This window comes from Kibdelosporangium philippinense (genome assembly GCF_021390435.2).
GTDB classification, from domain to species: Bacteria; Actinomycetota; Actinomycetes; order Mycobacteriales; family Pseudonocardiaceae; genus Kibdelosporangium; species Kibdelosporangium philippinense.
Map to the genome: position 1 here is coordinate 1,818,350 of NZ_JAJVCN010000003.1, position 26,112 is coordinate 1,844,461.

Annotated in this window: 27 protein-coding genes; 21 read left to right on the plus strand and 6 right to left on the minus strand. The window is 64.8% G+C overall.

The genetic code is table 11. From position 1 onward, the window contains the following. The first annotated feature begins 396 nt into the window (after positions 1-396). From LWC34_RS40705 to LWC34_RS40750, 10 genes are all read left to right on the plus strand, one after another. Complete coding sequence (locus tag LWC34_RS40705) at positions 397-1,329, plus strand: ABC transporter substrate-binding protein (protein WP_233730525.1); 933 nt, start codon at positions 397-399, stop codon at positions 1,327-1,329. Then, positions 1,329-2,039 carry an ABC transporter permease gene (locus tag LWC34_RS40710; protein ID WP_233730526.1) on the plus strand — a complete coding sequence of 237 codons (711 nt, stop codon included), beginning with the start codon at positions 1,329-1,331 and terminating at the stop codon, positions 2,037-2,039. Before LWC34_RS40705 ends, LWC34_RS40710 begins: the two co-directional genes overlap by 1 nt. Continuing rightward, entirely contained in the window at positions 2,036-2,773 is a 738-nt protein-coding gene (locus LWC34_RS40715) for an ABC transporter permease (protein WP_233730527.1), read from the plus strand. The genes LWC34_RS40710 and LWC34_RS40715 overlap by 4 nt, the downstream gene beginning before the upstream one ends. Positions 2,774-2,928: 155 nt before the next feature. Continuing rightward, positions 2,929-3,759, plus strand: a complete 831-nt coding sequence (locus LWC34_RS40720; RefSeq protein ID WP_233722715.1) for a transposase family protein — start codon at positions 2,929-2,931, stop codon at positions 3,757-3,759. A 260-nt stretch (positions 3,760-4,019) separates the two neighbouring features. Beyond that, complete coding sequence (locus tag LWC34_RS40725; protein WP_233730528.1) at positions 4,020-5,051, plus strand: ABC transporter substrate-binding protein; 1,032 nt, start codon at positions 4,020-4,022, stop codon at positions 5,049-5,051. A 342-nt stretch (positions 5,052-5,393) separates the two neighbouring features. Further along, positions 5,394-6,191, plus strand: coding sequence for an ABC transporter permease (locus LWC34_RS40730; protein WP_233730529.1), 798 nt, complete (start codon positions 5,394-5,396; stop codon positions 6,189-6,191). Continuing rightward, positions 6,188-7,000, plus strand: coding sequence for an ABC transporter permease (locus tag LWC34_RS40735; RefSeq protein ID WP_233730530.1), 813 nt, complete (start codon positions 6,188-6,190; stop codon positions 6,998-7,000). The genes LWC34_RS40730 and LWC34_RS40735 overlap by 4 nt, the downstream gene beginning before the upstream one ends. A gap of 18 nt (positions 7,001-7,018) precedes the next feature. After that, positions 7,019-7,894: an ABC transporter ATP-binding protein gene (locus tag LWC34_RS40740; protein ID WP_372496763.1), complete on the plus strand. Its 876-nt coding sequence runs from the start codon at positions 7,019-7,021 to the stop codon at positions 7,892-7,894. A 183-nt stretch (positions 7,895-8,077) separates the two neighbouring features. Continuing rightward, positions 8,078-8,239: a hypothetical protein gene (locus tag LWC34_RS40745; protein WP_233730532.1), complete on the plus strand. Its 162-nt coding sequence runs from the start codon at positions 8,078-8,080 to the stop codon at positions 8,237-8,239. Between the two features lie 57 nt (positions 8,240-8,296). Continuing rightward, complete coding sequence (locus tag LWC34_RS40750; RefSeq protein WP_284051798.1) at positions 8,297-9,328, plus strand: ABC transporter substrate-binding protein; 1,032 nt, start codon at positions 8,297-8,299, stop codon at positions 9,326-9,328. 639 nt (positions 9,329-9,967) lie between these two features. Here the strand turns inward: LWC34_RS40750 and LWC34_RS40755 are convergent. Then, the gene (locus tag LWC34_RS40755) at positions 9,968-10,528 is read right to left on the minus strand and encodes a DUF4253 domain-containing protein (RefSeq protein ID WP_233730534.1); all 561 of its coding nucleotides are present in this window, start codon (positions 10,526-10,528) and stop codon (positions 9,968-9,970) included. Between the two features lie 75 nt (positions 10,529-10,603). Then, complete coding sequence (locus tag LWC34_RS40760) at positions 10,604-12,265, minus strand: DNA repair helicase XPB (protein ID WP_233731009.1); 1,662 nt, start codon at positions 12,263-12,265, stop codon at positions 10,604-10,606. 521 nt (positions 12,266-12,786) lie between these two features. On the opposite strand from LWC34_RS40760, the gene LWC34_RS40765 reads away from it, so the two are divergent. Continuing rightward, the gene (locus LWC34_RS40765; protein ID WP_233730535.1) at positions 12,787-13,290 is read left to right on the plus strand and encodes an LppU/SCO3897 family protein; all 504 of its coding nucleotides are present in this window, start codon (positions 12,787-12,789) and stop codon (positions 13,288-13,290) included. Here the strand turns inward: LWC34_RS40765 and LWC34_RS40770 are convergent. After that, positions 13,287-13,724, minus strand: a complete 438-nt coding sequence (locus LWC34_RS40770) for a PPOX class F420-dependent oxidoreductase (RefSeq protein ID WP_233730536.1) — start codon at positions 13,722-13,724, stop codon at positions 13,287-13,289. The two genes, LWC34_RS40765 and LWC34_RS40770, sit on opposite strands and share 4 nt — an antisense overlap. A 261-nt stretch (positions 13,725-13,985) precedes the next feature. Between LWC34_RS40770 and LWC34_RS40775 the strand changes: the two genes are divergently transcribed. Genes LWC34_RS40775 through LWC34_RS40795 form a run of 5 tightly spaced genes read left to right on the plus strand, consistent with a single transcriptional unit; the run spans position 13,986 to position 19,534 of the window. After that, the gene (locus LWC34_RS40775) at positions 13,986-14,528 is read left to right on the plus strand and encodes a (2Fe-2S)-binding protein (RefSeq protein WP_233730537.1); all 543 of its coding nucleotides are present in this window, start codon (positions 13,986-13,988) and stop codon (positions 14,526-14,528) included. Next, on the plus strand, positions 14,528-16,897 hold the full coding sequence (locus LWC34_RS40780; RefSeq protein WP_233730538.1) for a xanthine dehydrogenase family protein molybdopterin-binding subunit: 2,370 nt from the start codon (positions 14,528-14,530) through the stop codon (positions 16,895-16,897). The genes LWC34_RS40775 and LWC34_RS40780 overlap by 1 nt, the downstream gene beginning before the upstream one ends. Further along, positions 16,894-17,745: an FAD binding domain-containing protein gene (locus LWC34_RS40785; RefSeq protein WP_233730539.1), complete on the plus strand. Its 852-nt coding sequence runs from the start codon at positions 16,894-16,896 to the stop codon at positions 17,743-17,745. The genes LWC34_RS40780 and LWC34_RS40785 overlap by 4 nt, the downstream gene beginning before the upstream one ends. A 13-nt stretch (positions 17,746-17,758) precedes the next feature. After that, positions 17,759-18,373, plus strand: coding sequence for an SRPBCC family protein (locus tag LWC34_RS40790; RefSeq protein WP_233730540.1), 615 nt, complete (start codon positions 17,759-17,761; stop codon positions 18,371-18,373). Between the two features lie 21 nt (positions 18,374-18,394). Beyond that, positions 18,395-19,534 carry a CapA family protein gene (locus tag LWC34_RS40795; protein ID WP_233730541.1) on the plus strand — a complete coding sequence of 380 codons (1,140 nt, stop codon included), beginning with the start codon at positions 18,395-18,397 and terminating at the stop codon, positions 19,532-19,534. Positions 19,535-19,575: 41 nt separating this feature from the next. Here the strand turns inward: LWC34_RS40795 and LWC34_RS40800 are convergent, their stop codons facing one another. From LWC34_RS40800 to LWC34_RS40810, 3 genes are read right to left on the minus strand one after another with little or no spacing between them, the layout of a single operon-like run. Further along, on the minus strand, positions 19,576-20,697 hold the full coding sequence (locus tag LWC34_RS40800; protein WP_233730542.1) for an XdhC family protein: 1,122 nt from the start codon (positions 20,695-20,697) through the stop codon (positions 19,576-19,578). Next, entirely contained in the window at positions 20,690-21,778 is a 1,089-nt protein-coding gene (locus tag LWC34_RS40805; protein WP_233730543.1) for a vWA domain-containing protein, read from the minus strand. The genes LWC34_RS40800 and LWC34_RS40805 overlap by 8 nt, the downstream gene beginning before the upstream one ends. Before the next feature lie 3 nt (positions 21,779-21,781). Beyond that, positions 21,782-22,666, minus strand: coding sequence for an AAA family ATPase (locus LWC34_RS40810; protein WP_372496730.1), 885 nt, complete (start codon positions 22,664-22,666; stop codon positions 21,782-21,784). Between the two features lie 91 nt (positions 22,667-22,757). Here LWC34_RS40810 and LWC34_RS40815 point away from each other — a divergent pair, with 91 nt between their 5' ends. The 5 genes from LWC34_RS40815 to LWC34_RS40835 all read left to right on the plus strand — a co-directional run bounded on the left by LWC34_RS40815 (position 22,758) and on the right by LWC34_RS40835 (position 26,106). Further along, positions 22,758-22,973, plus strand: a complete 216-nt coding sequence (locus LWC34_RS40815) for a PspC domain-containing protein (RefSeq protein WP_233730544.1) — start codon at positions 22,758-22,760, stop codon at positions 22,971-22,973. A gap of 97 nt (positions 22,974-23,070) precedes the next feature. Beyond that, a complete protein-coding gene (locus LWC34_RS40820; protein WP_233730545.1) occupies positions 23,071-24,216 on the plus strand; it encodes a C1 family peptidase in 1,146 nt (381 codons plus the stop codon). After that, on the plus strand, positions 24,216-24,548 hold the full coding sequence (locus tag LWC34_RS40825; protein ID WP_233730546.1) for a hypothetical protein: 333 nt from the start codon (positions 24,216-24,218) through the stop codon (positions 24,546-24,548). The genes LWC34_RS40820 and LWC34_RS40825 overlap by 1 nt, the downstream gene beginning before the upstream one ends. A 479-nt stretch (positions 24,549-25,027) precedes the next feature. After that, positions 25,028-25,633: an RNA polymerase sigma factor gene (locus tag LWC34_RS40830; RefSeq protein ID WP_233730547.1), complete on the plus strand. Its 606-nt coding sequence runs from the start codon at positions 25,028-25,030 to the stop codon at positions 25,631-25,633. Then, the gene (locus LWC34_RS40835; RefSeq protein WP_233730548.1) at positions 25,630-26,106 is read left to right on the plus strand and encodes a carboxypeptidase regulatory-like domain-containing protein; all 477 of its coding nucleotides are present in this window, start codon (positions 25,630-25,632) and stop codon (positions 26,104-26,106) included. Before LWC34_RS40830 ends, LWC34_RS40835 begins: the two co-directional genes overlap by 4 nt. The last annotated feature ends 6 nt before the right edge of the window (positions 26,107-26,112 follow it).

Sequence of the window (26,112 nt, forward strand, 5' to 3'; positions counted from 1 at the left end):
GCCACGGTGTTCCCCTCGAGCCTGCTCGGCTGCTGGTACGACGGCTCGATGCCGTCGGCCCGGCTTCCGGGCAGCCTCCTCCCTACATCGGTGGCGCTCCACCTCACTGTGGGCACAGAAGGTAGCGAAAACTATCCGCCGATGTAAGCCTATCGGGGAGGTTTACCCCAGAGTCACGTCCCACCAGCGGCGCAACTAGCGGTACCGGAACGATCGTTTTGTGTCCGAATACACTCTTCGGAGGGACGCGTTCCGCCATTCGAGTGTTAATTCCTCCGCAGGTGCACGAGCCTGTACACCCATTGTCACGACCGGTGTGAGTCCCTACGGTGGCCTCGCTGATGTCCACCGCGGGGAGGAGCGGATATGTGGCGTCGCTCATTCGGCCGAGGATGCATGTCGATCATTGGGGTGGTCGTTCTCACACTTTCGGGATGCGGATTACTCGGGGATTCGGACAACTCAGGCACGGCTGGTGCGACGGTCGTGAAGGTCTCGGTGATGCCGACGACCGATCTCGCCCCATTCCACCTCGCGATGCGCAGCGGCTACTTCGAAGCCGAAGGATTGAAGATCGAATCGACGACCGCGCCCAGTGGGCCGGCTTCGGTCGCCAAGATGGTTTCCGGCGAAGTCGACATCGCGTACGGGAGTTACACGCCGTTCTTCACGGCCAAAGCCCAGAACACCGCCGATATCAAGATCATTGCCGCCTGCTCGTCCGCAGGGCCGTCGAGCACGATGGTCGTCACGATGCCTGACTCGTCCGTGAAGTCGGTCAAGGACCTGCCTGGCAAGCGGGTCGCGGTGACCGCCCGAGGCACCATGTCGGACCTGTTGACCATGTCCGCGGTCAAGTCAGCGGGTGTGGACTACCAGAGCATCCAGTGGGTGACGATGCCGTTCCCGGACACCCCGGCGCGCCTGCAGCGCGGTGACGTGGACGCGGCATTCCTCACCGAACCGTTCGTTACGCAGGCAATCAAGACCGTTGGCGCGGTGCCGCTGTTCGACACCGCGACTGGACCAACCGCCGGTATGCCGACGGCCGGGTACGGCGCCACTGCGGCGTACGTGGCCTCGCACGGCGCAGCCATCCAGGCGTTTCGGCGCGTGATGGACCGCGCGACCACCGAGGCGGTGGCCGACCGGGCCAAGATCGAGCCGCTGCTGGTGGAGTACGCCAAAGTCACGCCGGAAATCGCCAAGTCGACACGGCTGCTGACCTTCGAGTCCAAGGTGGACGTCAAGTCGATCCAGCGAGTGCCTGACCTGATGAGAGAGTTCGGTTTCATCGACAAGCAGGTAGACGTCGCCTCGATGATCTGATGCGCGCCCTCATCGGGCTCGGGGTCTTCTTCGCGCTGTGGGAGGCCTTGTTCTCGCCGCCGTTCCACGAGGTCGTCCTCCGGCTGGCCGAACTGTTGGGGCAGCGCGGTTTCCAGCTCGACATCATCGCCAGCGTGCTGGCATGGGCGATCGCACTCGGCATCTCGATCGCGGTCGCCGTGCCCGCCGGGCTTGTGCTTGGCAGCGTGCCGCTGCTGCGCACGGCGACCCGCGCGTTGATCGAGTTCCTCCGGCCGATCCCTTCCGTGGCACTGATTCCGCTTGCGATCGTGGCCATGGGCGGCGGCTCGGACACCAAGATCGCGCTGGCGGTGTACGCGTCGGTCTGGCCGATCCTGTTCAACACGATCTATTCGATGGCCGAGATCGATCCGTTGCTTGTGGACACCGCGCGGACGTTCGGCCTGCGGCGGCCGCGGATCCTGCTGACCGTGGTGCTGCCGCACGCGGCACCGTTCGTGTTCACCGGTATCCGGCTGGCCAGCTCGATCGCGCTGATCCTGATTGTCAGCACGGAATTCCTGGCCGGGGCACCGCGCGGGATCGGCACGTTCATCCTCAACGCCAGCAGCGGCGCGGGCAGGCTGGATCTCGTGCTGGCCGGAACAGTGGTGGCAGGGGTGTTCGGCTTCCTGGTCAACGCGGGGCTGGAACGGTTGGGCCGCAGGCTTTTCCGGTGGCAGCAATGAGGATCTTGCTGAGCTTTACCCGCAACTGGGCGTTCTTCATCGGCATCGTGCTCGTCTGGCAACTGGTCACCCAAGCCGTGCGCAGCCCGTTCTTCCCCACCCCGATCACGATCGTGGACCGGCTCGGCCGGTTGCTGCTGACCGAGGCCGTCGTCAACGACATCCTGCCGAGTGTCGGCCGGATTCTCGGCGGCTGGCTGATCGCCGTCGCGATTGGCGTCACGGTTGGCACCGCACTCGGACTCACGAAGACCGGAATGGCGTACGTCGGCTCGCTCTTCGCGTTCTTCAGAGCGATTCCGCCACCCGCGTTGATCCCGGTTTTCATGATCCTGTTCGGAATCGACACGACCATGAAACTCGCGACGATCGTTTTCGGCGCGCTGTGGCCGGTGCTGCTGAACACCGTCGACGGAGTCCGGTCCGTTGATTCGGTGAAAACGGACATCGCGCGCGCGTTCCGGATTTCGCCGGTACTCCGGCTTTTCATGATCGTGTTACCGGCAGCGTTGCCGAAGATATTCGCGGGGCTACGAATCAGTTTGTCGATCGCGCTGCTGCTGATGGTCGTCTCGGAGATGGTCGGCGTCACCAACGGCATCGGCTACCAGCTGCGATACGCGCAAGACCAGTTCAGCTTCCCGGACATGTGGGCGTGGGTGGTCCTGCTCGGCGCGCTCGGCTACCTGTTCAACACGCTGTTGCTGGTTTTCGAGCGACGAACACTGAGGTAATCTCACCAAGATTCTGGTTCGTTTGTTGAGCCGCGAAGCTGCTCGGACGAGCGCTGGTCGATGTGCTGGGGAGTGGTGAGACCCGGGGAAAGATGGGCGGGGAGCCCTTGGTAGAACTGGATTGCGAAGATCAAGTCCGGACCAGAAGGCTCCCCGTGATTGCGTATCGTGCCATGCTCGATGTCCCGCGTGAACTGGCCCTCTACCTCAGCCGGCTGCTGCACGCCGAACGCCGCCGACGCGGCACCCGCAAGAACAGCAGGGCGTTGACCTGCTTTCGCCACGCGGTGCTGGGCCTGCGCTGGTTCCGGCAGAACACCGACGTCCCCGCCCTGGCTCGCGATCACGGCATCTCCCGCGCCACCGGCTACCGCTACTTGGATGAGGTCGTCATCGTGCTCGCCGAGCAGGCGCCGGACCTGCATGAGGCCCTGCAGCGGGCCAAGGATGAGGGCACGGCCTACGTGATCCTCGATGGAAAGGTCTTCTCCGCCGATCGCTGTAGCGAGAAAACGTTGAGCGTGAAAGGCGAGCCGATCGACCTGTGGTACTCCGGCAAAGCCCGCGAGCACGGCGGCAACATCCAAGCGCTGTGCGCGCCGGACGGTTTTCCGTGGTGGGTCTCGGATGTCGAGCCCGGTTCACTCCATGACTTGACCGTGGCGCGCGAGCATGTGCTGGGTGCGCTGTACTGGGCCGCCTCGCACCTTGATCTGCCGACGCTGGCCGATGGCGGCTACGACGGTGCCGGCATCGGCGTGCACACCCCGGTCAAACAGCCTGCCGATGGCCAGGTCCTCGACGTGGACACCCGCACACGCAACGCTCTGCTGCGTGGCCTGCGGTGTCTGGGCGAACGTGGTTTCGCCCTGCTCACCGGACGCTGGCGCAGCCTGCGGCATCTCACCGCCAGCCCCAGCAAGATCGGCGACATCGTCAAAGCCGCCCTTGTCCTCACGCATTTCGAACACGGCAAGATCGCGTGAAAGTCGCTGAGATCACCTCACTGCACTGGCAGTCTGATTCCAACATCGGCTAGATCCAGAAGTTTGCCAACAGCTACCGCCAGACCACGCAGACGGTTACTCCATTTGGTGTTTTAGACCGATTGACTGATCGAAATGTGCGACGAGAAACCGGACGGCAACCCATTGTGACTAGCCGGTAGTCGGTCATAGAGTCTCGCCGGTACGTCGGGGAGCGACCTTGCGAAACATTCACATCAGCAAGAACTCGAGGAGAGGCAATGCCTAGACGCGGCGACATTCGGTCGCGCGTGTGGATCCCGATCATGGCCACAACCGTCGCCCTGCTGACCGCGATCGGCGGCTGCGGCGCGCTGGACGGCTCGTCGAACAACCCGAGCGGTGGCGGCTCGGGCACGACCGGGCCGATCGAAAAGCCCAAGCTCAGAGTCGGCCTGCTACCCGTTGTCGACGTCGCCCCGCTGTACCAGGCGGTCGAGAAGGGGTACTTCAGAGAGCAGGGCCTGGACGTCGAGCCGGTCGTGGTGGCCAGTGGTCCCAAGGCGGTGGAGAGCGTGATCTCCGGCGAGATCGACATCGCCTTCACCAGCTACCCCGGCGCGTTCGTCGCGCAGTCGAAGGGCGTGGCCAATCTGAAGATCGTGGCCGACGCGTACGCGGCCAGACCAGGCCATCTCGCGCTTGTCGCGATCACGTCGCCGACGGCGAAGATCAAGAAACCCGAGGACGTCGCGGAGAAGAAGATCGCGGTGACCAGTAAGGGTTCCATCTCCGACCTCGGCGTGATGTCGGTGCTGTCCGCGCAGAACATCCCAGTGGACAAGATCCAGTGGGTGCCGATGCCGTTCCAGGACATGGGCCCGGCGATGAAGAGCGGCAACATCGACGGCGCGGTCGTCGCCGAGCCGTGGCGCACCAGGACGGCCAAGGAGTTCGGCGCGATGACGATCGTCGACGTCTCCTCGGGTCCGACGGCCAACATCTCGATGTCCGGCTGGGCCGCGACGGACAAGCTGACCAGCGCGAACCCCCACACGTTCGCCGCGTTCCAGCGCGGGCTGAACAAGGGCGTCGCGGACGTGAAGAAGGACCGCACGGTCCTCGAGCCGATCCTCAAGACGCACATCCGGATCGACGAGCAGACCGCGCCGCTGGTCACCATCGCGGACTACCCGGAGCGCGCCGACGCGATCCGGCTGCAGCGGGTCGCCGACCTGATGCTCGAGTTCAAGGTGATCGGTGAGCGTCTCGACGTCAGCAAGATGCTGCTGGAGCCGACCGCGACGAACTGATCCGATGCGCACCAGAACTCTGTCAAGCCCGGGGATCACACATCCCCGGGCTTGTTCAGTTGATCAGGGTGATGATGGGTCGCGCGCAGTAACTGTGTCCGGCTGGACGGAGCAGCCCGCTGCTCCTGTGCGACTAGGCCGAATGGCCGGATTTCCATACCGTGATGGGTTGACGGAACGTGAGCAATTTGTCGAAAACCATCGCCAGTCTTTAGAGTGACCCCCTGGCATCGCCGGGTGACCCGCCTTCCAACCGCTCATGGAGTTCGGTGTGTTCATCTCCGCAGCGTCGCCGCCCGACGCCGCACCCTTGATTGTGATTCCGTCTGCAGGTGAGCCGGGGTGATCCGGTTTCTTCGCGGCCTGGTGGGGATCGTGGTCATCCTCGCCGCGTGGCAGCTCGGTTCGTTCGCCGGGCTCTTCCCGCAGGACTACATCCCGCCGCCGACCACGGTCATCCCCCGGATGTTCGAGCTGTTCGGGCCGACCTTCAACGCGGCCGATTCGAGTTCGACCAGCAGCCACTTCATCTCCGACCTGGTCGCGACCATGCTGACCTGGCTGCTGGCGCTGCTGATCGCGATCGGCATCGCGGTCCCGCTCGGCCTGCTGCTCGGCAGCATCCCCTCGGTCCGGGTGGCCACCAGGGTGATCATCGAGTTCCTCCGGCCGATCCCGTCAGTCGCGATCATCCCGCTGATCATCGTGATGCTCGGCTCCGGCGTGGAAACCAAGATCACCCTCGCGGTCTACGCGGCGGTCTGGCCGATCCTGTTCAACACGATCTACGCGCTGGACGAGATCGACCCGCTGCTGCTGGACACCGCGCGGTCGTTTGGTCTCGGCAAGGCACGCACCATGTTCACCGTCGGCCTGCCGCACGCGGCGCCGTTCATCTTCACCGGTGTCCGGCTGGCCAGTGCGGTGATCCTGATCGTGGTGATCAGCGTCGAATACCTGGCCGGTGGCGTGATCGGAGTCGGCAAGTTCACGCTGGACTGGGCCAGCGGCTCTGGCCGCCAGGACGTGATCCTCGCGGTGACGATCCTGGCAGGCGTGATCGGCTACCTGCTTGACGGCGGATTCCTGAAACTGCAGCGGGTGCTGTTCAAGTGGAACACCGTGGAGGCGGGCAAATGACGCAGCTACGAGGGCTCGCGCAGCGCTGGGTCGTGTTCGTCGGTGTGCTGGTGGTCTGGCAGCTGCTGACGATGGCGAGCGGGTCGAAGTTCTTCCCGACCCCGGTATCGATCGTCGAAGCCGGTGCCGGGCTGTGGTTCGGCGGGCCCGCGTCCCAGCTTGGCTTGCACGACAACGTGTTCACGCACATCCTGCCCAGCCTCGGCAGGCTGCTGACCGGCTGGCTCGGCGCCGCGGTCGTCGGGATCACGCTGGGCATCGCGCTCGGCCGCTCGAAGCACGGCGTCGACTACTTCGGACCGTTGTTCGCGTTCCTGCGGTCCATTCCGCCGGTCTTGCTGCTGCCGTTCTTCATGGTGATCTTCGGTATCGACTCGCCGCAGAAGATCGCGCTCATCGCGTTTGGCGCGCTCTGGCCGATCCTGCTGAACTCGGTGGACGGCGCCCGCTCGGTGGACGCGGTGAAGACCGACACCGCGCGGTCCTTCCGTGTCCCCCGCAGTCAGTGGATCTTCATGGTGGTGCTGCCAGCCGCGTTGCCGAAGATCTTCGCCGGACTGCGGGTGTCGCTGTCACTGTCGTTGGTGCTGATGGTGATCTCGGAGCTGGTTGGCGCGGCCACCGGCATGGGCACCCAACTGGTCGACGCGCAGCGCCAGTACGAGTACACCGACATGTGGGCGATCATCATGCTCCTCGGCGTGCTCGGATATGCCCTGAACAGCCTGTTGCTGCTGCTGGAGCGGCGCGTGCTCGCATGGCAACCCACCCGAAACGCGCGAACGAGTACCGTTAAAACCGGAGGCTGAACTTATATGACGACGCCAATGCTGGAAGTCGCCGACCTTCGGCACACGTACGGCTCCGGGCCGACCGCGCACACCGCGGTACAGAACCTCACCTTCGAAGTGGCCACTGGCGAACTCGCGTGCATCGTCGGCCCGTCGGGCTGTGGCAAGTCGACGTTGCTGCGTTGCATAGCCGGGCTGATCAAGCCGTCAGCGGGCACAGTCTCGTTGCACGGCGACAAGATCGACCGCACACCGGAAGACCTCGCGGTGGTCTTCCAGGACTACAGCCGTTCGCTGTTCCCATGGCTTTCGGTACGCGGCAACGTCGAGTTCCCGTTGCGCTCGCGTGGCGTCTCGCGCGCCGACCGCCGTAAGCGCGCAGAGGAAGCGTTGGAATGGGTCGGCCTGTCCGGCGCGGGCGCGAAGTACCCGTGGCAGCTCTCGGGCGGCATGCAGCAGCGCGTATCGATCGCGCGCGCGTTGGCGTGCCAGCCTTCATTGCTGTTGATGGACGAACCGTTCGCGTCGGTCGACGCGCAGACCCGGTTCGAGTTGGAGGACCTGCTGCTGCGCGTGCGCCACGAGCACGAGAGCACGGTTCTGCTTGTCACGCACGACATCGACGAGAGCGTGTACCTCGGTGACCGTGTGCTTGTGCTGTCCAAGTCGCCCGCGTCGATCGTGGCTGACCTGACCGTCGATCTGCCCGCCAAGCGCGACCAGATCACGACCCGCGAGTCGAAGAACTTCGTCGCTCTGCGCGGCGAAGTCGCCAGGCTCCTGCACAACCAGCCAGCAGCGGAGGAGCCGGAGCCGGTCAAGCGGCCGACTCCGTCCTCAGCGGACGAGCAGGCCGCAGCGCAGCGTTTCCTCGAAGCCGAGCGTGAGCAAACCAAGCAGGCCAGCCACTAAGCCGTTTTAGACGGTCCACAAAGGACATTTTCAGCACTGGCGACGAGAATGCTCGTTGCCAGTGCGGCCCAACTCGTGAACCGATCAGCCGCGCCGGACGTGATGGTGAATGCGAGCGCGCGCCGAGCACGAGAACGAGGTCGAATGGACCGAGAACTGCTCCGCTTGTACCAATGATCATATTTGTCGACGGCTGCAGATTCCTGCAAGCAGACCCGCGCCGCGACAAAGACAGAAGAGCAGTTCAGCCCTGCCGTGATCACCAAAGACCGGCACGCTGAACACCTGTCAATGATCAACCGGATGGTGTATAAAACACCGGACAAGAACACGTGGGGTGACTGATCGTGTCGCCCGTGTTTCGGCTGTTCCAGATCCTCACACTCAGATAAGGCATCACACATGCTTGGACGAGGCAGTAGGTCTGTACACACTCGACGCGCCGCGCTAAGCGTCCTAGGGTCCGCGGGCCTGCTCGCGACACTGAGCGGCTGCGGACTTCTAGGCGGCGAATCGAAAACTGACGGTGGCGGCGGTGGCGGCGGCAACGGTCAGTTGGAACGCACACAAATAACGGTCGGCGCGATGCCAATCATAGATTCGGCGCCGATCCACATAGCAGCCCAGAAAGGCTTCTTCAAAGAGCAAGGGCTTGACGTCAAACTGGAAACGGTGACCGGAGCGGCAACAGCGATCCCCAAGCTGCTCAACGGAGAGCTCCAATTCACCTACGGAGCATACGTCCCAGTGTTCCAAGCACAATCAAAAGGAACCGGAGACTTCAAGTTCGTAGCAGACAGCTACCAAACGGCAGAGAACATCTTCGTGATAATGGTAGCGGCGAACTCCCCAATAAAGACGCCGAAAGACCTCGAACACAAGAAGATAGCGACAAACACGAAGAACAGCATCACAGACCTGTTGGCAAAGTCCGCGATGGAAACAGCAGGCGTAAACCACTCGACGGTCGAATGGGTCGAGTTCCCCTTCCCAGACATGCAATCCAAGCTGGAAGCCAACCAGATCGACGCGGCAGTCATCCTGGAACCCTTCGTGACACAGGCAGCACGCGGGATCGGAGCAGTCCCGATCCTGGACACCTCCCAAGGCCCAACATCAAACTTCCCCATCTCCGGCTACACAGGAATGGCGAAATTCGTAGCGGAAAACCCGAAGACAACGGAAGCATTCCGCCGAGCCCTGGTAAAGGCCTCGGAATTAGCACGCGACCGAACCGAAGTAGAAAACGCGGTGATGGCCTACGCGAAGCTGGAAAGGCAAGTGGCACAACTGGTCCGGATCGGAACATTCCCAACAAGCGTCGACCGAACCCGCCTACAGCGAACAGTAGACCTAATGAAGCAATACAACATGTTGGCCCCCAACGCAAACATAAACCTAGAAACAATGATCTTCACCCCACCAACAAGCTAACCCCCACGCGTGGACACGCACGTTCTCGCGTGTGCACGCACGTTCTCGCGTGTGCACGCACGTTCTCGCGTGTGCACGCGCGTCCTCGCGTGTCCACCGGCTCCGTCATGGTGTGTTGAACACGCGAGCGGCGCACGGGGAGAAGCAACCGCGCTGGAAGCGAGTCGAGCAGTTTGACACACCGTGACGGAACGGTGGACACGCGCCAGGGCGGAGCAATGCCAGACACCGTCCGGTGGAAGCCCCGACTCTTTACGGCCCGGCGATACCGACAGGCCCGGCCCCTTCGGCTGCCTTTGACGTCCAGCCGGGTTGGCTGGGATGAACTACCGCGTGTCCGCCCCACCGGCACGGCGAGTCAAACTGCTCGACTCGCCACCAGCCTGCCTGCTCGCCACCGTGCGCCGCTCGCGCGTTCAACACGCCATGCCGGAGCGGCAGACACGCGCGGGCACCCGTCACTGACTCCCCGCCTGCTCGCTTCGCTCACGGCGATACGTCATTGTGCTACCGGGTGCACGCCACACATTCCAGGCCCAACCCTTCATCCCCTCAACCAACGTGAGGTAAACCGCCCAACCCCTCACGTAAAGTGGGTAAGACTCTGGGCTCGCGAGGTTGTCGCTGTTAGCTGGGTGTTCAGCGCCAGCGGAAATGCCAGCGGCGCAAGCGAATCAGCCCCCGCGAAAGCTGCGGCAAGGTCCCCGGGATCCGTGGGCAGAACGACCTGTGCTCGTTGGCGATCACTAGAGCGTGATGCAACTCCGTCGGTGGGGCCGACACCGACAGCATCATTTCCCGCGCCCCCAGCATCACCAGGGTTGCCCCGAACCGGTCCTCCCAACTGCGCAGGATCGCCGACATCCCTGGCCTGCCAAGGCGAGCGGGCACGTCGGCCGGGCGGTTGGCCTCGACTAAACCCAGGCGGTAGGCGGGCCGCTTGTTCGCCAGCATCACAGCCCCCGTGATGCCTGCTTCGGCCTGTGGGTCGTGCCGGTCCACAGCCCTACGGGCAGATTCGGGCACGAAGCTGACCTCCGGTGGGATGCCGAGGCCGCCTGCTGGCACGAGCACCGGCCACAAGCGGGTCCTTGGGTAGTCCGCGACCCGGTCGAGGTACGCGTGCGGATCCGTCAGCACCGCGTCGGTCAACCAGATCTCACCGTGCCAGCTGCCCAGTGCCGCCGGAGCGATCGTCATAGCCGTCATAGCGAACCCCTCGCCTTCGAACGTGTGTTCGAATATAACCGTAGCGGAGGGGTCCGACAATCCGGGTCAGCCGATCTCTGGGACCGGGGGTCCGAGCAGGTCGTCCGCGTCCATGATCGTGTACGCGTAGCCCTGTTCGGCCAGGAAACGTTGCCTGTGAGCTGCGTATTCGGTGTCGAGGGTGTCACGGGAGACCACCGAGTAGAAATGCGCCTGGCGCCCGTCGCCCTTCGGCCGCAGGAGCCTGCCGAGACGCTGCGCCTCTTCCTGACGCGACCCGAACGTCCCGGACACCTGCACGGCCACCGAGGCCTCCGGCAGGTCGATGGAGAAGTTCGCGACCTTCGAGACCACGAGCGTCGGCAGTTCGCCCTTGCGGAACGCGTCGAACAGCGCCTCGCGCTCCTTCGTCTTCGTCGAACCTTGGACGATCGGGGCGTTCAGCTCCTCCCCCAACTCGTCGAGCTGGTCGAGGTACGCGCCGATCACCAACGCGGGCTCACCCGGATGCCGCTCCAAGATGCTGCGCACGACCGGCAACTTCGTCCGGGCCGTCGAGCAGATCTTGTACCGCTCCTCCGGCTCGGCCGTCGCGTACTTCAGGCGTTCGGCGTCGGTCAGCGTCACACGCACTTCGGTGCATTCGGCAGGCGCGATCCAGCCTTGCGCTTCGATGTCACGCCAGGGCACGTCATAACGCTTCGGGCCGATCAGCGAGAAGACATCGCCTTCCCGGCCGTCCTCACGCACCAAGGTCGCGGTGAGACCGAGGCGGCGGCGGGACTGCAGGTCCGCGGTCATCCGGAAGACCGGCGCGGGCAGCAGGTGGACCTCGTCGTACACGATCAGGCCCCAGTCACGGGAATCGAAAAGCTCAAGGTGCCGGTACTCGCCCTTGGTCTTACGCGTGATCACCTGATAGGTCGCGATGGTGACCGGGCGAATCTCCTTGCGCTCGCCGGAATACTCGCCGATCTCGTCCTCAGTCAGCGAAGTACGCGCGATGAGTTCACGTTTCCACTGCCGCCCAGCGACAGTGTTGGTCACGAGGATGAGAGTGGTCGCCTGCGCCTCGGCCATCGCAGCCGCACCAACGAGAGTTTTCCCTGCGCCACAAGGCAAAACGACAACGCCCGAGCCACCGGCCCAGAACGTCTGCGCGGCGTTGCGCTGGTAGTCACGCAACTCCCAGCCGTCCTCCTCAAGGGCGATCGGGTGCGCCTCACCGTCGACATAACCCGCCAAATCCTCAGCCGGCCAGCCAACTTTGAGCAGCACCTGCTTGAGCCGTCCACGCTCGCTCGGATGCACGACGACCGTGTCGTCATCGATCCGGGCGCCGAGCATCGGCGAAACCTTCTTGTTCCGCAGGACTTCTTCAAGCACCGCACGGTCGAAGGCGTTCATCACCAGCCCGTGCGCCGGATGGTGGACAAGCTGAAGCCTGCCGAAGCGACCCATCGTGTCCACGACGTCGATCAGCAACGGCTGCGGCACGGGGTACCGCGAATAGCGCGAGAGGGCGTCGACGACCTGTTCGGCGTCGTGCCCGGCGGCGCGGGCGTTCCACAGCGCCAGCGGCGTCACCCGATAGGTGTGCACGTGCTCAGGGGCACGTTCCAGCTCGGCGAACGGCGCGATGGCCATCCGGGCCTCGTTGGACAGTGGATGATCGACTTCGAGCAGCAGCGTCTTGTCGGACTGCACGATCAGCGGGCCGTCGGTCACTGTGTAGAACAACTCCTCATCCGCGGGATCTCCACGTGTCGTGTGGCCTCGCTCCATTTCGCCTTGCTGGGAGATCAAATCGTTCCCGGCGCCATACGACACTAGTGTGCCAACACCGCGAGCGGTCGCAAAAATCCCGGCCATTCCGCCATGACGAGGCCGGTCATACCGGTAGCGTGACCCCGGTCTTGGACCGATCAAGCTGGGGACCCGATGACTTACCCACCGCAGGGGAACTACCCGCCACAGCAGCCGGGTGGCTACCCGCCGCCCTATCAGCAGCAGGGCCAGTACCCGCAGCAACCCGGTGCCTATCCCCAGCAGCCATACCCGCCATCAAGTGGCTTCCCGGCGCAGCCCGGCTACCCACCGCAGTCAGGCGGCTTCCCCAGCAGCCATACCCGCCATCAGGTGGCTTTCCAGCACAGCCGGGCTACCCACCGCAGTCAGGCGGCTTCCCACAGCAGCCTGGCTATCCGCCGCCCCCGGCTGGCTTCCCACCGCCGAATCTGCCGCCACCCGTGCCGCAGAAGAACCCCAAGTCCAAGGTGGTCCTCGGCGTCGTCGCCCTCGGCGTGGTCGGACTGATCATCTTCGGCATCATCAACTGGGGTACGGGTGCCGCGGCCGCCGAGGCAGGTGACTGCATCAAGGTCGTCAAGGCCTCGAGCGCCGAGGCGGAAAAGGCCGACTGCAACACCCAGGAAGCCATCTACAAGGTCGCCAAGAAGTTGGACAGCTCATCCGACCAGTGCCCCAAGGGTGACTACACGGAGTGGACCCGGCGCAGCCGCCGGGACACGATGAAGCTCTGTCTGATGCTCAACGCCAAAGAAGGCGACTGCTTCAAGATCTCCACGAGCGGCCTCAACCAGACCGACGAGCGCGTCCCGTGCGGCCCGTCGGCGCCCTACAAGATCGTCAAGGTCGTCACCGGCACTGCCGACAAATCGGCGTGTGCCAGGGGAAACGTGGCGGCCGTCTACTCCGAACCGGCCACGACCCTCTGTATCGCCAAAACCTAGTCAGCCACGTTTCCGTGCGCGATGACCTTGGTTATCCGCGCACGGATCAAGAGCTCGTCCGGTACCGCGTTGCGTTTGCCGTATGCGTCCGCTTTGTCCGCGCCCATGTATCGGGCGGCGATCTTGATTGCCCATTCCAGTGATTCATCCAGGTCGCGCACGATTGTGGCCTCTGCCTGGATCACCACGTACGAGAACGGCGGCGTGTCGTCGTCAACGCACAGCGAGAAACGCGGGTCGCGCTGCAGCGCTTTACCTTTCAGCGACGAGGAGCCCGTGTTGAAGATGATTTCGTCGTAGCCGTCCTGCTCGTTGAGCAGGAACCAGATCGGGGCGACGTGGGCTGTGCCGTTCACGCGGACGGTGGCGAGCTTGCCGGTGCGGGTGCCGTACGAGGCGAACTCCCACCACTCTTCGCGTGACATGTTGTACATGCTGATCACAATGACGCACCTGGCCTCGGGACACATTTCGACATGTCACGAACGGCTACTTACTCGGGACATTCGGGCGATTCACTCCGCAGAATCCGCGACAAACCACCCATCGATCCGCAGATGCGAGTCCTGATCGACGCGGGGTTGATTGAACGCGCAATCGAGAGCAGGCTCGATCGGGTGACGAGTGTGATCACGGTCACCTCTCGCACACAGCACAGTTCCCGAGCCCACCACCGAGCCAGCGTTGGAGGCGCTATGCGGATCACCGTCAACGTCGACGGGACCAGATACACCGATGAGGTCGAACCCCGGATGTCGCTCGTGCACTACCTGCGCGAGCGACTCGGCAAGACCGGCACCGTGATCGGCTGCGACACGAGCAACTGCGGCGCTTGTACCGTGCATCTGGACGGGCACAGCGTGAAGTCCTGCTCAGTCCTCGCGGTACAGGCCGACGGCTGCGAGGTCACCACGATCGAGGGACTTGCCCGCGACGGCCAGATGCACCCCGTCCAACAAGCGTTCCACGACAATCACGCGTTGCAGTGCGGGTTCTGCACACCCGGCATGATCATGCAGGCGATCGACCTGCTCGCCGACGACCCCGATCCCGACGAGAACGCGGTACGGCACGGCCTTGAGGGAAACCTCTGCCGTTGCACCGGTTATCAGAACATTGTCCGCGCGGTCCGTGATGCCGCGCAGAAGATGGCGCCCGGCGCGGGTCCCGCGGCCGAGCAAGTGTCCGACTCCGAGATCACGTCCCGCGCGCCGAGCCACACAGGGGGCGGTAACTGATGACCGCCACCGCTGAGCCTGAGGTAGGCAAAGCCAGGCTCCGCAAGGAAGACGCTCGTCTGATCACCGGACGCACCCGGTGGACCGACAACATCACGTTGCCCGGCATGCTGCACCTCGCGGTGCTACGCAGCCCGATGGCACACGCGAGGATCGTCAGCATCGACACCTCCGCCGCCCGCGAAATGCCCGGTGTCATCGCGGTTTTCACGGCGAAGGACCTCGACCCGACTGGTGAGATCGGCGTGCCCTGCGCATGGCCGATCACCGAGGACATGAAGCACCCGCGGCGGCCGGTCCTTGCCGCTGACGAGGTCAACTTCGCCGGTGAGGGCGTGGCTGTGGTGGCCGCGCGCAGTGCGGCCGAGGCCGAGGACGCACTGGAATCCATCGACGTCGAGTACGACGATCTCCCGGTTGTGCTGGACATGCAAGCCGCGCTGGCCGAAGGCGCGCCGTTGGTCCACGAGGACCTCGGCACGAACCGGAACGCCTTGTGGATCTTCGACTCCGGTGAGGCAGGCACCGGCGGGAACGTCGAACAGGCCATTCAGGACGCCGAGGTCACGCTCACCCGCCGGTTCCGCCAGCAGCGGCTGATCCCCGCGTTCATGGAGCCGCGGTCCACTGTGGTCGACCCGACCGGCGCACAGCTGACCATGTGGTCGTCGACCCAGATCCCGCACATCGTGCGGGTGATGACCGCGTTGACCCTTGGCGTGCCGGAGCACAAACTCCGGGTGATCGCGCCCGATGTGGGTGGCGGTTTCGGCGGCAAGATCGGCGTGCTGCCAGAGGAACTGATGTCCGTTCTGGTCGCACAGAAACTGGGCAAACCGGTGAAGTGGACCGAAAGCCGGTCGGACACCATGGTCACCGCGCACCACGGCCGTGACCAGATCCAGGACATCACCATCTCGGCCACCCGCGATGGCACAGTCACCGGCCTGAAGGTCGAACTGCTCGCCGACATGGGCGCCTACCTCGGTGTTGTCGCGCCGGGCGTGCCGATTCTCGGTGCGTTCATGTACAACGCGATCTACAAGTTCCCCGCGTACCGGTTCGTGTGCACGAACGTGTTCACCAACAAGACGTTGACCGACGCCTATCGCGGCGCCGGGCGTCCGGAGGCCACGTTCGCGGTCGAGCGGATGATGGACGAACTCGCCGTCGAACTCGGCATGGATCCGTTGGCACTGCGCGAAAAGAACTGGATCAAGCACGAGGAGTTCCCGTTCACCACGGTCGCCGGTCTGACGTACGACTCGGGCAACTACGAAGCCGCGACCGGCCGGGCCAAGCAACTGTTCGACTACGAGGGCCTGCGGCGTGAGCAAGAAGTCCGCCGGGCCGCCAACGACCCCATCCAGCTCGGCATCGGCATCTCCACTTATACCGAGATGTGCGGACTGGCGCCTTCCCGCGTGCTCGGTGCGTTGCGTTATGGCGCAGGCGGTTGGGAAAGCGCGTCGATCCGGATGTTGCCGACGGGCAAGGTCGAGGTCATCACCGGCGCGTCGGCGCACGGCCAAGGGCATGAGACGGCGTGGAGCCAGATCGTGTCCGACCAGCTCGGAGTCCCCTTCGAGGACGTCGAAGTGCTGCACGGCGACACCCAGTTCTCACCGAAAGGCATGGACACGTACGGTTCCCGTTCGCTTGCCGTTGGCGGGACCGCGCTTGTCCTTGCCGCGCAACGGGTTCTCGACAAAGCCAAGCCGGTCGCGGCGCACATGCTGGAATGCTCGGTGGACGATGTCGAGTTCACCGGCGGCAAATTCGGTGTGCAGGGCACCGACCAGGCCGTGAGCATCCAGGACGTCGCGCTCGCGGTGTTCGCCGCGCACGACCTGCCGGATGGTTACGAGGCAACGCTCGATTCGGACGCCACCTTCGACCCAGAGAACTTCTCGTATCCACATGGGACACACCTCTGCGCGACCGAAGTGGACACCGAGACCGGGCGCGTGTCGATCCGGTCGTACGTCTGCGTCGACGATGTCGGCAAGGTGGTCAACCCGTTGATCGTCGACGGGCAAGTGCACGGCGGCCTCGCGCAAGGCATTGCCCAAGCGCTGTACGAGGAAGCGGTGCACGACGAGAGCGGAACGCTGACCACAGGCACGTTCGCCGACTACTACATTCCATCGGCGGCGGACATGCCGACGTTCGTGACCGACCGCACCGAAACCCCGTCGACGACGAACCCGTTGGGTGTCAAGGGAGTCGGCGAGGCCGGGACGATCGCGTCCACCCCCGCGGTGGTGAACGCGATCATCGACGCGGTCCGGCACATGGGTGTCAACGACATCGAGATGCCGTGCTCGCCGATGCGCGTGTGGCAAGCGATTCAGGGAGGCGCGCGATGATCCCGGCGCAGTTCGACTACGTCGCACCGGCCACAGTGGACGACGCGATCCGGGAACTGGCCGACGCGGGCGAGGACGGCAAGGTCATCGCTGGCGGCCAGAGCCTGCTGCCCGTGCTGCGGATGCGGCTCGCGGCGCCGACGAAACTGGTCGACATCGGCCGTATCCCGGAGTTGCGTGGGATCCGCGAAGACGGCGACCACCTGGTGATCGGTGCGTGCACCACGCATTACGAGGTCCAGCGTGACCCGTTGGTGCGGGAGCACGCTTTGTTGATCGCTCTTGCGACGGACACCGTGTCCGATCCGCAAGTCCGGCACCGCGGTACGTTCGGCGGCTCGCTCGCGCACGCCGACTCGGCCGGCGACCTGCCCGCACCGGCGTTGGCGATGGACGCCGTGATGGTCGTCGCGGGCATGGACGGGCGCCGGACGGTGCCCGCGGCGGAGTTCTTCGTCGACTTCTTCACCACCGCGATGTCCCCGGCCGAAATCCTCGTCGAGGTGCGTCTGCCGAAGTACACGGGCTGGCGCGCGCACTACGAGAAGTTCAACCGGGTGGCGCAGTCGTGGTCGATGGTCGGCGTAGCCGCGATGGTCCGTACCGAAGGCGAATCCATCGCCGAGGCACGGGTCGGCCTGACCAACATGGCATCGGTCCCCGTGCGCGCGCGTGCGGTGGAGGAGGCGTTGGTCGGGCAGGCCGCGACGACGGAGAACATCAAGGCAGCGGCCGAACACGCCGCGAATGACACCAGTCCGACGAGTGACGGCAACGCCGATGGCGAGTACCGTAGCCACCTTGCTCGTGTACTCACCGGACGTGCGTTGACCGCCGCTGTCGGATAAGGAGACTGGGCCTGTGCAACTGGAACATCAATTCACCGTCGAAGCTCCGGTTGATGTGGTGTGGCAGGCCCTGCTCGACCCGGAAAGGGTGGCGCCGTGCATGCCCGGCGCCACCCTGACCAGCGTCGAAGGCGGCGAGTTCGCCGGGTCGGTCAAGGTCAAACTCGGCCCGATATCCCTGGTGTACAAGGGAAAGGGCGAATTCAGGGAAACCGACCTCGCGACAAGGACGGTCAAGATCAAGGCGTCCGGCAAGGACGCCCGCAGTGGTACGGCATCGGCCGACGTGACAGTCGTGTTGTCCGAAAAGGACGGACAGACGACCGGTGCCGTGACAACGGATCTGACGATCACCGGAAAACCGGCGCAATTCGGCCGAGGCATGATCGCCGAAGTCGGCGGCAAGATACTGGACACGTTCGCGCAAAACCTCGCCAAAGTCGTGGCGCCGCCGGAAGTTGCCGAGCCTGCCGTGTCCGAGCCGCTACGCGTTGTGCCGCAACCACAAGAGGCAGAAGCGATCGACTTGCTCGAATACGCCGGAAGCCCGGCCCTCAAACGGGTGTTGCCGCTGGTCGTAGCGGGCTTGATCGTGCTGTTTCTGCTAGCCCGCCGACGCCGGAGATAATCTACTGGCATCATGGCGCGCATGCGCCGGTCCTTGTTCGCCACGTTTTGCGCGACTGCTCTGTTGGCAGCCGGGTGCGCGACAGGAAGTGTCGCGGACCCGAAACTGACGGTGCCCAACGCACCACAGAACAACAATTTGTCGGGCACCGCGAAACCGGACGACCCGGGTTTCACCGTCGTGGCGACCGGCGACGTGCTGATCCATCCCGCACTGACCGACCAGGCAACCGAAGACGGCGGCGGCAAACGCGACTACCGGCAGATCTTCGAAGGCGTCAAAGGCACGATCAGCGCGGCTGACCTGGCGATCTGCCATCTCGAAGTGCCACTGGCCCCGCCGAACGGCCCGTTCAAGGGCTACCCGGAGTTCAGCGCACCCCCGGAAGTCGCGGACGCACTGGCCGACGCGGGTTACGACGACTGCTCGACAGCGTCGAACCACACCCTGGACATGGGCGAAGCAGGCGTGACCAGGACCCTGGACACGCTGGACAAGGCGAAGATCAAACACACCGGCTCGGCCCGTTCATCGGAAGAAGCCAAGAAACCCATGATCATGGATGTGCGTGGGGTGAAGGTCGGGCACGTCTCGTACACCTTCGGCTTCAACGGAAAGCAACTGCCCGCGGGCAAGCCGTGGCTGTCGAACACATTGAAGGCCGACGACGTGATCGCGGCGGCGAAGGCCGCGAAAACCGCGGGCGCCGAAGTCGTGATCGCGAGCCTGCACTGGGGCACGGAATTCGTGCACGAACCGACGGCCGCGCAGAAACGGGACGCGGCGAAACTGCTCGGCGACCCGAACATCGATTTGATCATCGGGCACCACGCGCACGTGGTACAGCCATTCGAGAAGATCAACGGGAAATGGGTCGCATACGGCCTCGGCAACCACATCGCCAAGCACTCCGACCCCCGCGGGGTATCGGAGGAAGGGACGATCGCCCGGTTCCGTTTCGTCCGCAACGGATCGAGCTGGACCGCGGACAAGGCGGAGTACTTGCCGACTTTGATCTCGCTCGGCCCGCCGATCCGCCTGCTCGACCTGACTCAGGGATCGTCCGCGGATTCCCGGCGTACCGAGGCGGTCAACCGGACCGACGAGATCGTGCTGTCCCGCAAGGCCGGCGACCAAGGACTCGTCCGCCCAGCCAAATAAAGCTCGTGAGTGGTTATCAGGGTTAGAACACGGCTAACCACTCACGAGGACTCTCGGTGGATCGGGCCTGCCGTTGTCATCAGCCTGTCTCCCCTGCCGCCCCATCTCAACGAGATGATCTCCGCCGCGATCGACACCGCGGTCTCCTCGGGCGTACGAGCGCCCAGGTCAAGCCCGATCGGTGAGGACAATGTGGACAGTTCGGCCTCGGTCATCCCGGCTTCACGCAGCCGGTCCAGCCGGTCGTCATGAGTCCGCCGCGAACCCATCGCGCCCACGTACCCAAGGTCCATCCGCAAAGCCACCTGCAGCACGGGCACGTCGAACTTCGGGTCGTGCGTCAACACCGCGACCACGGTCCGCGCGTCCACCCGGCCTGCTTCAGCCTCGGCCGCCAGATACCTGTGGGGCCAATCCACGACGACCTCATCAGCCTCGGGGAACCGGCTCTTGGTGGCGAAAACTGGCCGTGCGTCGCAAACCGTCACCCGGTAGCCGAGGAAGGACCCGAGCCTGGCCATTGCCGAGGCGAAGTCGATCGCGCCGAAGACCAGCATCCGGGGCGGCGGCTCGAAGGACGCGACAAACACCGACATCCCCTCGCCACGACGCTGCCCGTCCGGGCCGTAGTGCATGGTGCCCGTCCGGCCTGTGGCAAGCATGCCGCGCGCGTCGTCCGTCACCGCGTCGTTCATCCGGGACGAGCCCAGATCGCCGAGAACCCGGTCCGGCCAGACGATCATCCGTTCGCCGAGACGTGCGGCGTCCGGGTGCTCGATCACGGTCGCCAAAGCCACCGCTTGCTCGTTCCTGATCGACTCGGCTAGCTGCGGGAACTCGGGGAAGGTCGAGGAGTTCACCGATTCGACGTAGATGTCGAGGATGCCGCCGCAGGTCAGACCGACCGCGAAAGCGTCGTCGTCGCTCACGCCGTAGCGCTGCAACACTGGCTGCCCGTCCGCGATCACGGTCTGTCCGAGGTCGTAGACCGCCCCCTCCACACAACCGCCGGAGACGCTGCCGAAGGCCTCGTCGCGTTCGGTGACCATCATGGCCGCGCCGGGTGAGCGCGGTGCTGAGCTGAAGGTCGCGACAACTGTCGCCAGCCCTACCGTCTCTCCGGCGTCGTAGCGCTTGACCAGCTCGTCGAGCACGTCACGCACGGCGTACCTCCACCAACAGTTCCTCCAGCGTGGCCAGGCTGTGGCCGGCCAACAACTTCTCAACGTGTTTCCGGGCCGCGATGATCCCGGACTGGACCGGCCGGTAGCCGTCCCTTCCCGCGTGCGGGTTCACCCAGAACACCGCGTGTGCCAGCCGTCGCAGCCTGGCCATCTGCTCACCGAGCAGTCCTGGGTCACCGCGCTCCCAACCGTCCGAGAACAACACAACGACCGCCTGACGGGCCACACCGCGTTGGCCCCAACGGTCGAGGAAGGCCTTCAGCCCTTCGCCAAGGCGCGTTCCGCCTGCGAAGTCGGGGACAGCGCGGGACGCGGCCGCGAGCGCGACCTCGGGGTCACGCTGATGCAACTGACGTGAAACTCGGGTGAGCCTGGTGCCGAGGGTGAACACTTCGGCGTGAGTTCGCCGCGCCACCGCGTGCGCGAACCGCAACAGAGCGTCCGCGTACGGGCTCATCGAGCCGGAGATGTCCACGAGCAATACAACCCGCCGCGGCCGCTTTCCCTTCCGCCGGTAGTTCAACCTGATCGGTTCACCCGTCGATCGCATCGCCTGCAACGTGCGGCGCGGGTCGAGCTCGCCACGGCGATACGGCTCCTTTCGGAACGCGGCACGCATCGGCGGATCGGGTTTCAGCAGAACCATCAGCTCACGCAGATGCGCCCGTTCGGCCGCGCTCAGGTCGCTGATGTCCCTGTGGCGCAGGACTTCTGTGTCACTCGCTGCCACACCCAGCTCATCCGGCTCTCGCGAACCGGCCCCCTGTTCCGCGCGAGGGATCATTGCCGCGATCACGCTCGGGCGCGGTTTGGCGACCGTCTGCTTCGGCGGCTCCGGCGTCGTTCCGGTGAACCAGGCGTGGAACGCGTCGTTGTAGCGCGGCAGGTCGTCCGGGTCGCCGCAGAGTGTCACCCGTCCCGCCCAGTACAGCTGATCAGGCACGGCGACGTCGATGTGCTCGACCGCGGCCAGATATGCCTGGACCCGCTCCGGGTCGCACGCCAGTCCGGCGGCTCGCAACGTCGCCGCGAACCCAACCAGTCCCGGAACCGGGTTCATAACTCAACCCGCCAGCAAGGCGTCGAGATCGACTCGTACGCGGTCCGCGTCCTCGCGGTACTTCAGCACCGCGCCAAGGGTGATCGCTGCGGCTTCCGCGTCGAGTTCCGTCTTTCCCAATGCCAGCAACGCTTCCGCCCAGTCGATCGTCTCCGCGACGCCCGGCGGCTTGAGCAACTCCGCTGCACGAAGGCGCCGGACCGCGTTGGCGACCTGCGCGGCCAACCGATCCGATACGCCGGGCAGCCTGCGCTTGAGGATCTGCACTTCCCGGGCCAGATCCGGGTGCTCGAGCCAGTGGTACAGGCAGCGCCGCTTCAACGCGTCGTGCACCTCGCGGGTCCGGTTGGACGTGAGGATCACCAGCGGCGCGACCTCGGCCCGTACCTCCCCGATCTCGGGCAAGGTCACGGCGTTCTCGCTGAGCACTTCGAGCAGGAACGCTTCGAACTCGTCGTCGGCACGGTCGATCTCGTCGACCAGCAGGACGCAAGGCGCCTCGCGAAGCGCCCTGAGCAGCGGCCGGGCCAGCAGGAACCGCTCGGTGTAGAGCGACTGCTCGGCCGCGTCAGCGTCCAACTCGCCGTGCGATGCCGCTTCCAAGGCCCGCAGATGCAGCAGCTGACGAGGGAAATCCCAGTCGTAGAGCGCCTGCGTCGCGTCGATTCCCTCGTGACACTGCAGGCGGATCAGGGGAACCCCTAGTGCCTGGGCCAGGGACGTCGCCAACGACGTCTTCCCAGTACCCGGCTCGCCCTCGCAGAACAGCGGCCGGTGCATGCGCAGGGACAGGAAGGCGGCCGTGGCCAGGCCGTCATCGGCGAGGTAGCCGACGCCGTCCAGCGCTTTCGCCAGGTCCTGCGGGGCGGGCACCGACATCCACGTCATTTAGTGAGGGTAGGTCAGGGGCGCTGAATCCGGGGACTGCCAGGGGCGCTCCCGGATGTCCGTCGCCTGCCGCGGCCGGATCCTTGATGCCATGACGAACGAGATCTACACCCGCAAGCTCCGCCGTAGCCGCACCGACAAGATGGTGGCCGGGGTGTGTGGCGGCTGGGCACACGTTCTCGGCGTGGACGCCGCCTTGCTGCGCATCCTGCTCGTCGCCGCGACCATCCTCGGCTTCGGCACCGGCGCGATTCTGTACCTGATCTGCTGGATCCTGATGCCGCAGGAACCTGCCGCGGATTGGTGACGCACGCCACAACGGGCTAATTTTCGGTATTTCCTGTATCCAGGTCCGGGCCTCTCGCTCTTGTGACAGCGAAGACCCGTTCGACCTGGAGGCACGAATGAGCCGACCGCATCAGCCGGAGATCGCGGCGATCCGCGATTCGCTGGCCGCGCTCGGCGAGCCGTGGCAGGCAGGCGAAACCCCGCTGAGCCTGCTACCAGAGCAGGTGCGGCGCGTACGCCTTGGCGTTCCCGCGCCGCAGCAGGCGGACATCGACGCACGGGCAGGCCAGGCCGAGCGGATGGCTGCCGAGGCGCTGGAAGCCGTTGGCCAGCAGGTGGTCGCGGCCACCGCACCGGCGTCGAGCTTGCCGAAGTCCTTTGACCTCAGGGAAGTCAGCGGGCGCGACTTCGTCACCGGCGTCAAGGACCAAGGCGCGTGTAGTTCTTCGGTCTCCTTCGGCGCGCTCGCCGTACTGGAGACCACGGCCGCGTACACCCGCGGCGCGCCCGGACTGAATCTCGACCTGTCCGAGGCCCATCTTTTCCACAACCACGCCCGCGATCGGGGCTATACCCGCAAATCCGGGGCGTGGCCGGACGATCTCTTCGACGACACCGTCCACAAGGGCGTCACGTTCGAGGACTACTTCCCGTATCAGGACAACGGTTCCGGCGCGCCCAACCCCGACTGGCCGAACCGGCTGGCCAAGGCCGCGGGCGTGACCGACCTGACCGGCAACCCCGCGGCCATCAAGCAGCACATCTTCGGATATGGCGCGGTGGCAGCATGTTTCGTGGTGCACACCGACTTCTTCCACTATCGCGGTGGTGTGTACCAGCACACAACCGATCGACTCGCTGGCGGGCACTGCGTCGCGTTGATCGGCTGGGACGATGATTCGCAGTGCTGGATCGCCAAAAACTCGTGGGGCACAGCCTGGGGCGAGGACGGTTTCTTCCGTATCGCGTACGGCGACAGCTTCATCGAGAGCTATCCGAGTCCACGGCCGACCGTTTTCGGTTGTACGGCAGTGCATTTACGCGCCTGGCTGCCTGCGCAGCGCGCGCTGAGGCTCTTTGCCACGGCCAACGACGCGAACGGCTGGGCGTACCTGGAAAACCTGGGTTGGACCCATCTCGCGGGCGGCCCGCACAGCACGACGAACAAGCTCGCGATGCTCACGCACGCGCGAGCCAGCGGTCACCCGGTAACGCCGTTCATCAACGGCAACGAACTATCCACTGTGCAGGTGGCGGACTGATGATCGGACAACCACCGGTGCCAAGCCCGTACAGCGTGCTCGGCACACCTGAGGACTGGACGCCGTATGGGGATGCGGCGACCAGCCCTCAGGCGATCGCGCCGACCCAATGCGGTTGGCACGTCGGACAAACGATTTCCGACTTATGGTCCTATGAGGACTCCTCAGGAGTCTGGGTGTCGGTCGAAGGTGTTGGCTGGAAACGATTATCGCCAGCGAGCCGATCCGGGCACACCCATATGACACTGCTGGCCGGCGCGGCCACGCACGACAACCTACCCGTCGATTTCCACGAGGACTCCGACGGACAGATCGACCAATTGATCGTCTAGGTACACACCACCGAAGACGGGCCGAGGGGGCCGCACAACGGAGGTGGTGGCCGGCAGCACGAGGGGGGTTGCCGGCCACCGTCTCCCTACCAAGGAGATATCGCCCAAATGAGAATTCGGGTGACGAGCAGACTCACCGGATTTGCCGAGGGGAAATCGGGGGCACCGGGAGATGGCCGGCCATGGCGTTTCGCCATGGCCGGCCTGCGCCACATCGGCACCTCAATACCCCAAGTGGGCGAGGCGTCATGAACTGTGTGGTGACGATCCGTTCAAGGACGCCGTTACGTCCGCGGTCGCCAGTGCCGTGTGACCCTGTTCCCTTGGCCTTGCTGGGAGAAAGGAAACAGGGTCACACGGCACTAGTCCATTCGGGTGTGTTATGTATCCAGACAGGATCTCGCCGTTCATGTACTTCACGAAGGTCGCGATACTTCCGTCGCCAGCTGAAGAACGACACCCGGGATGGGGTGGGCGTGGTGACTGATGTTCGAACCGCGGAAGCTGACCCGCCATGGGAGGGCTTGCAGGGCGCTGAGCGCTACGCGGCGTGCATGCACGCCGCGCGGGCAGGCAGCCTGATCGCGCGGTCGGCTCTGGTCAAGGACCTCACCCCGTTGGTCTGGCATGTGGCGCGCGGCAACGGACTCGACCGCGCATCCGCGGAAGACGTCGTACAGACCGTCTGGCTGGCGCTGTTCAGCCACCTCCACTCCCTGGCCGAGCCCAAGGCGCTCGCCGGTTGGTTGATCACCACCACCCGGCGGGAAGCCCAACGGGTGCGGACCAAGAGTGTCAACGACCTGCCGCTCACCGACGAGATGGCCGAGCAGCTGACCAGTACCCAGCCGCAGCCCGAAGACGAGGCACTGCGCGCCGACCGTGACACACGGCTGTGGCGTGCTTTCGGCGAGTTGCCGGAGAAGTGCCAGGAGCTGTTGCGGTTGACTGTGCTGGCCGGTCGTAGCGAGTATCGCCTGGTAGCCGAGGCTATGCAGATGAAGCGTGGCAGCATCGGACCCACAAGAGGCCGGTGTCTGACGACGCTGAGAGAGCTCTTGGACACCGAAGGGGGCGGCGGATGACGAAGATCGATCCGACGGGAGGCCAGGCGTATCCCGACGACGAGACCCTGCTTGCCGATCTGGACAGCATGCTCGACGAATTCGATCCACCACCGGCCGGTCTCGTTGAACGGATCCAGTTCGCGATCGCGCTCGAAGACCTGGATGTGGAGGTCGCCCGCTGGGTGCGGGCGGATTCTCTCGCCGGGGTTCGTGGCGGCGATCAGGGCACGATCACATTCACGGTCAGCGACCTGACCGTGATGATCAACCTGACCAGGATTGGCGAGAACAACCGGATCGACGGCTGGCTCGTACCCGCGGGTGAGCATTCCGTGGAAGTACGCGTCGCTGAGCACGGATCGCGAGAAACAACGGCCGACGAAGGCGGCCGGTTCGTGCTGGACGGCGTTCCGCGCGGGACAACGCAAATCGTGATCCAACTGAGCGGCCCACCCGCCCGCACGATCGTCACCCCCACTGTGCTGCTGTAACCCTTC

What these genes read in the sequence shown, in the direction of transcription:
- LWC34_RS40705 (WP_233730525.1), top strand. Translation starts at nt 397, where the DNA reads ATGTCGATCATTGGGGTGGTCGTTCTCACACTTTCGGGATGCGGATTA.
- LWC34_RS40710 (WP_233730526.1), top strand. Translation starts at nt 1,329, where the DNA reads ATGCGCGCCCTCATCGGGCTCGGGGTCTTCTTCGCGCTGTGGGAGGCC.
- LWC34_RS40715 (WP_233730527.1), top strand. Translation starts at nt 2,036, where the DNA reads ATGAGGATCTTGCTGAGCTTTACCCGCAACTGGGCGTTCTTCATCGGC.
- LWC34_RS40725 (WP_233730528.1), top strand. Translation starts at nt 4,020, where the DNA reads ATGCCTAGACGCGGCGACATTCGGTCGCGCGTGTGGATCCCGATCATG.
- LWC34_RS40735 (WP_233730530.1), top strand. Translation starts at nt 6,188, where the DNA reads ATGACGCAGCTACGAGGGCTCGCGCAGCGCTGGGTCGTGTTCGTCGGT.
- LWC34_RS40740 (WP_372496763.1), top strand. Translation starts at nt 7,019, where the DNA reads ATGCTGGAAGTCGCCGACCTTCGGCACACGTACGGCTCCGGGCCGACC.
- LWC34_RS40750 (WP_284051798.1), top strand. Translation starts at nt 8,297, where the DNA reads ATGCTTGGACGAGGCAGTAGGTCTGTACACACTCGACGCGCCGCGCTA.
- LWC34_RS40755 (WP_233730534.1), bottom strand. Translation starts at nt 10,528, where the DNA reads ATGACGATCGCTCCGGCGGCACTGGGCAGCTGGCACGGTGAGATCTGG.
- LWC34_RS40770 (WP_233730536.1), bottom strand. Translation starts at nt 13,724, where the DNA reads ATGTACAACATGTCACGCGAAGAGTGGTGGGAGTTCGCCTCGTACGGC.
- LWC34_RS40775 (WP_233730537.1), top strand. Translation starts at nt 13,986, where the DNA reads ATGCGGATCACCGTCAACGTCGACGGGACCAGATACACCGATGAGGTC.
- LWC34_RS40780 (WP_233730538.1), top strand. Translation starts at nt 14,528, where the DNA reads ATGACCGCCACCGCTGAGCCTGAGGTAGGCAAAGCCAGGCTCCGCAAG.
- LWC34_RS40785 (WP_233730539.1), top strand. Translation starts at nt 16,894, where the DNA reads ATGATCCCGGCGCAGTTCGACTACGTCGCACCGGCCACAGTGGACGAC.
- LWC34_RS40795 (WP_233730541.1), top strand. Translation starts at nt 18,395, where the DNA reads ATGCGCCGGTCCTTGTTCGCCACGTTTTGCGCGACTGCTCTGTTGGCA.
- LWC34_RS40805 (WP_233730543.1), bottom strand. Translation starts at nt 21,778, where the DNA reads ATGAACCCGGTTCCGGGACTGGTTGGGTTCGCGGCGACGTTGCGAGCC.
- LWC34_RS40810 (WP_372496730.1), bottom strand. Translation starts at nt 22,666, where the DNA reads ATGACGTGGATGTCGGTGCCCGCCCCGCAGGACCTGGCGAAAGCGCTG.
- LWC34_RS40815 (WP_233730544.1), top strand. Translation starts at nt 22,758, where the DNA reads ATGACGAACGAGATCTACACCCGCAAGCTCCGCCGTAGCCGCACCGAC.
- LWC34_RS40820 (WP_233730545.1), top strand. Translation starts at nt 23,071, where the DNA reads ATGAGCCGACCGCATCAGCCGGAGATCGCGGCGATCCGCGATTCGCTG.
- LWC34_RS40825 (WP_233730546.1), top strand. Translation starts at nt 24,216, where the DNA reads ATGATCGGACAACCACCGGTGCCAAGCCCGTACAGCGTGCTCGGCACA.
- LWC34_RS40835 (WP_233730548.1), top strand. Translation starts at nt 25,630, where the DNA reads ATGACGAAGATCGATCCGACGGGAGGCCAGGCGTATCCCGACGACGAG.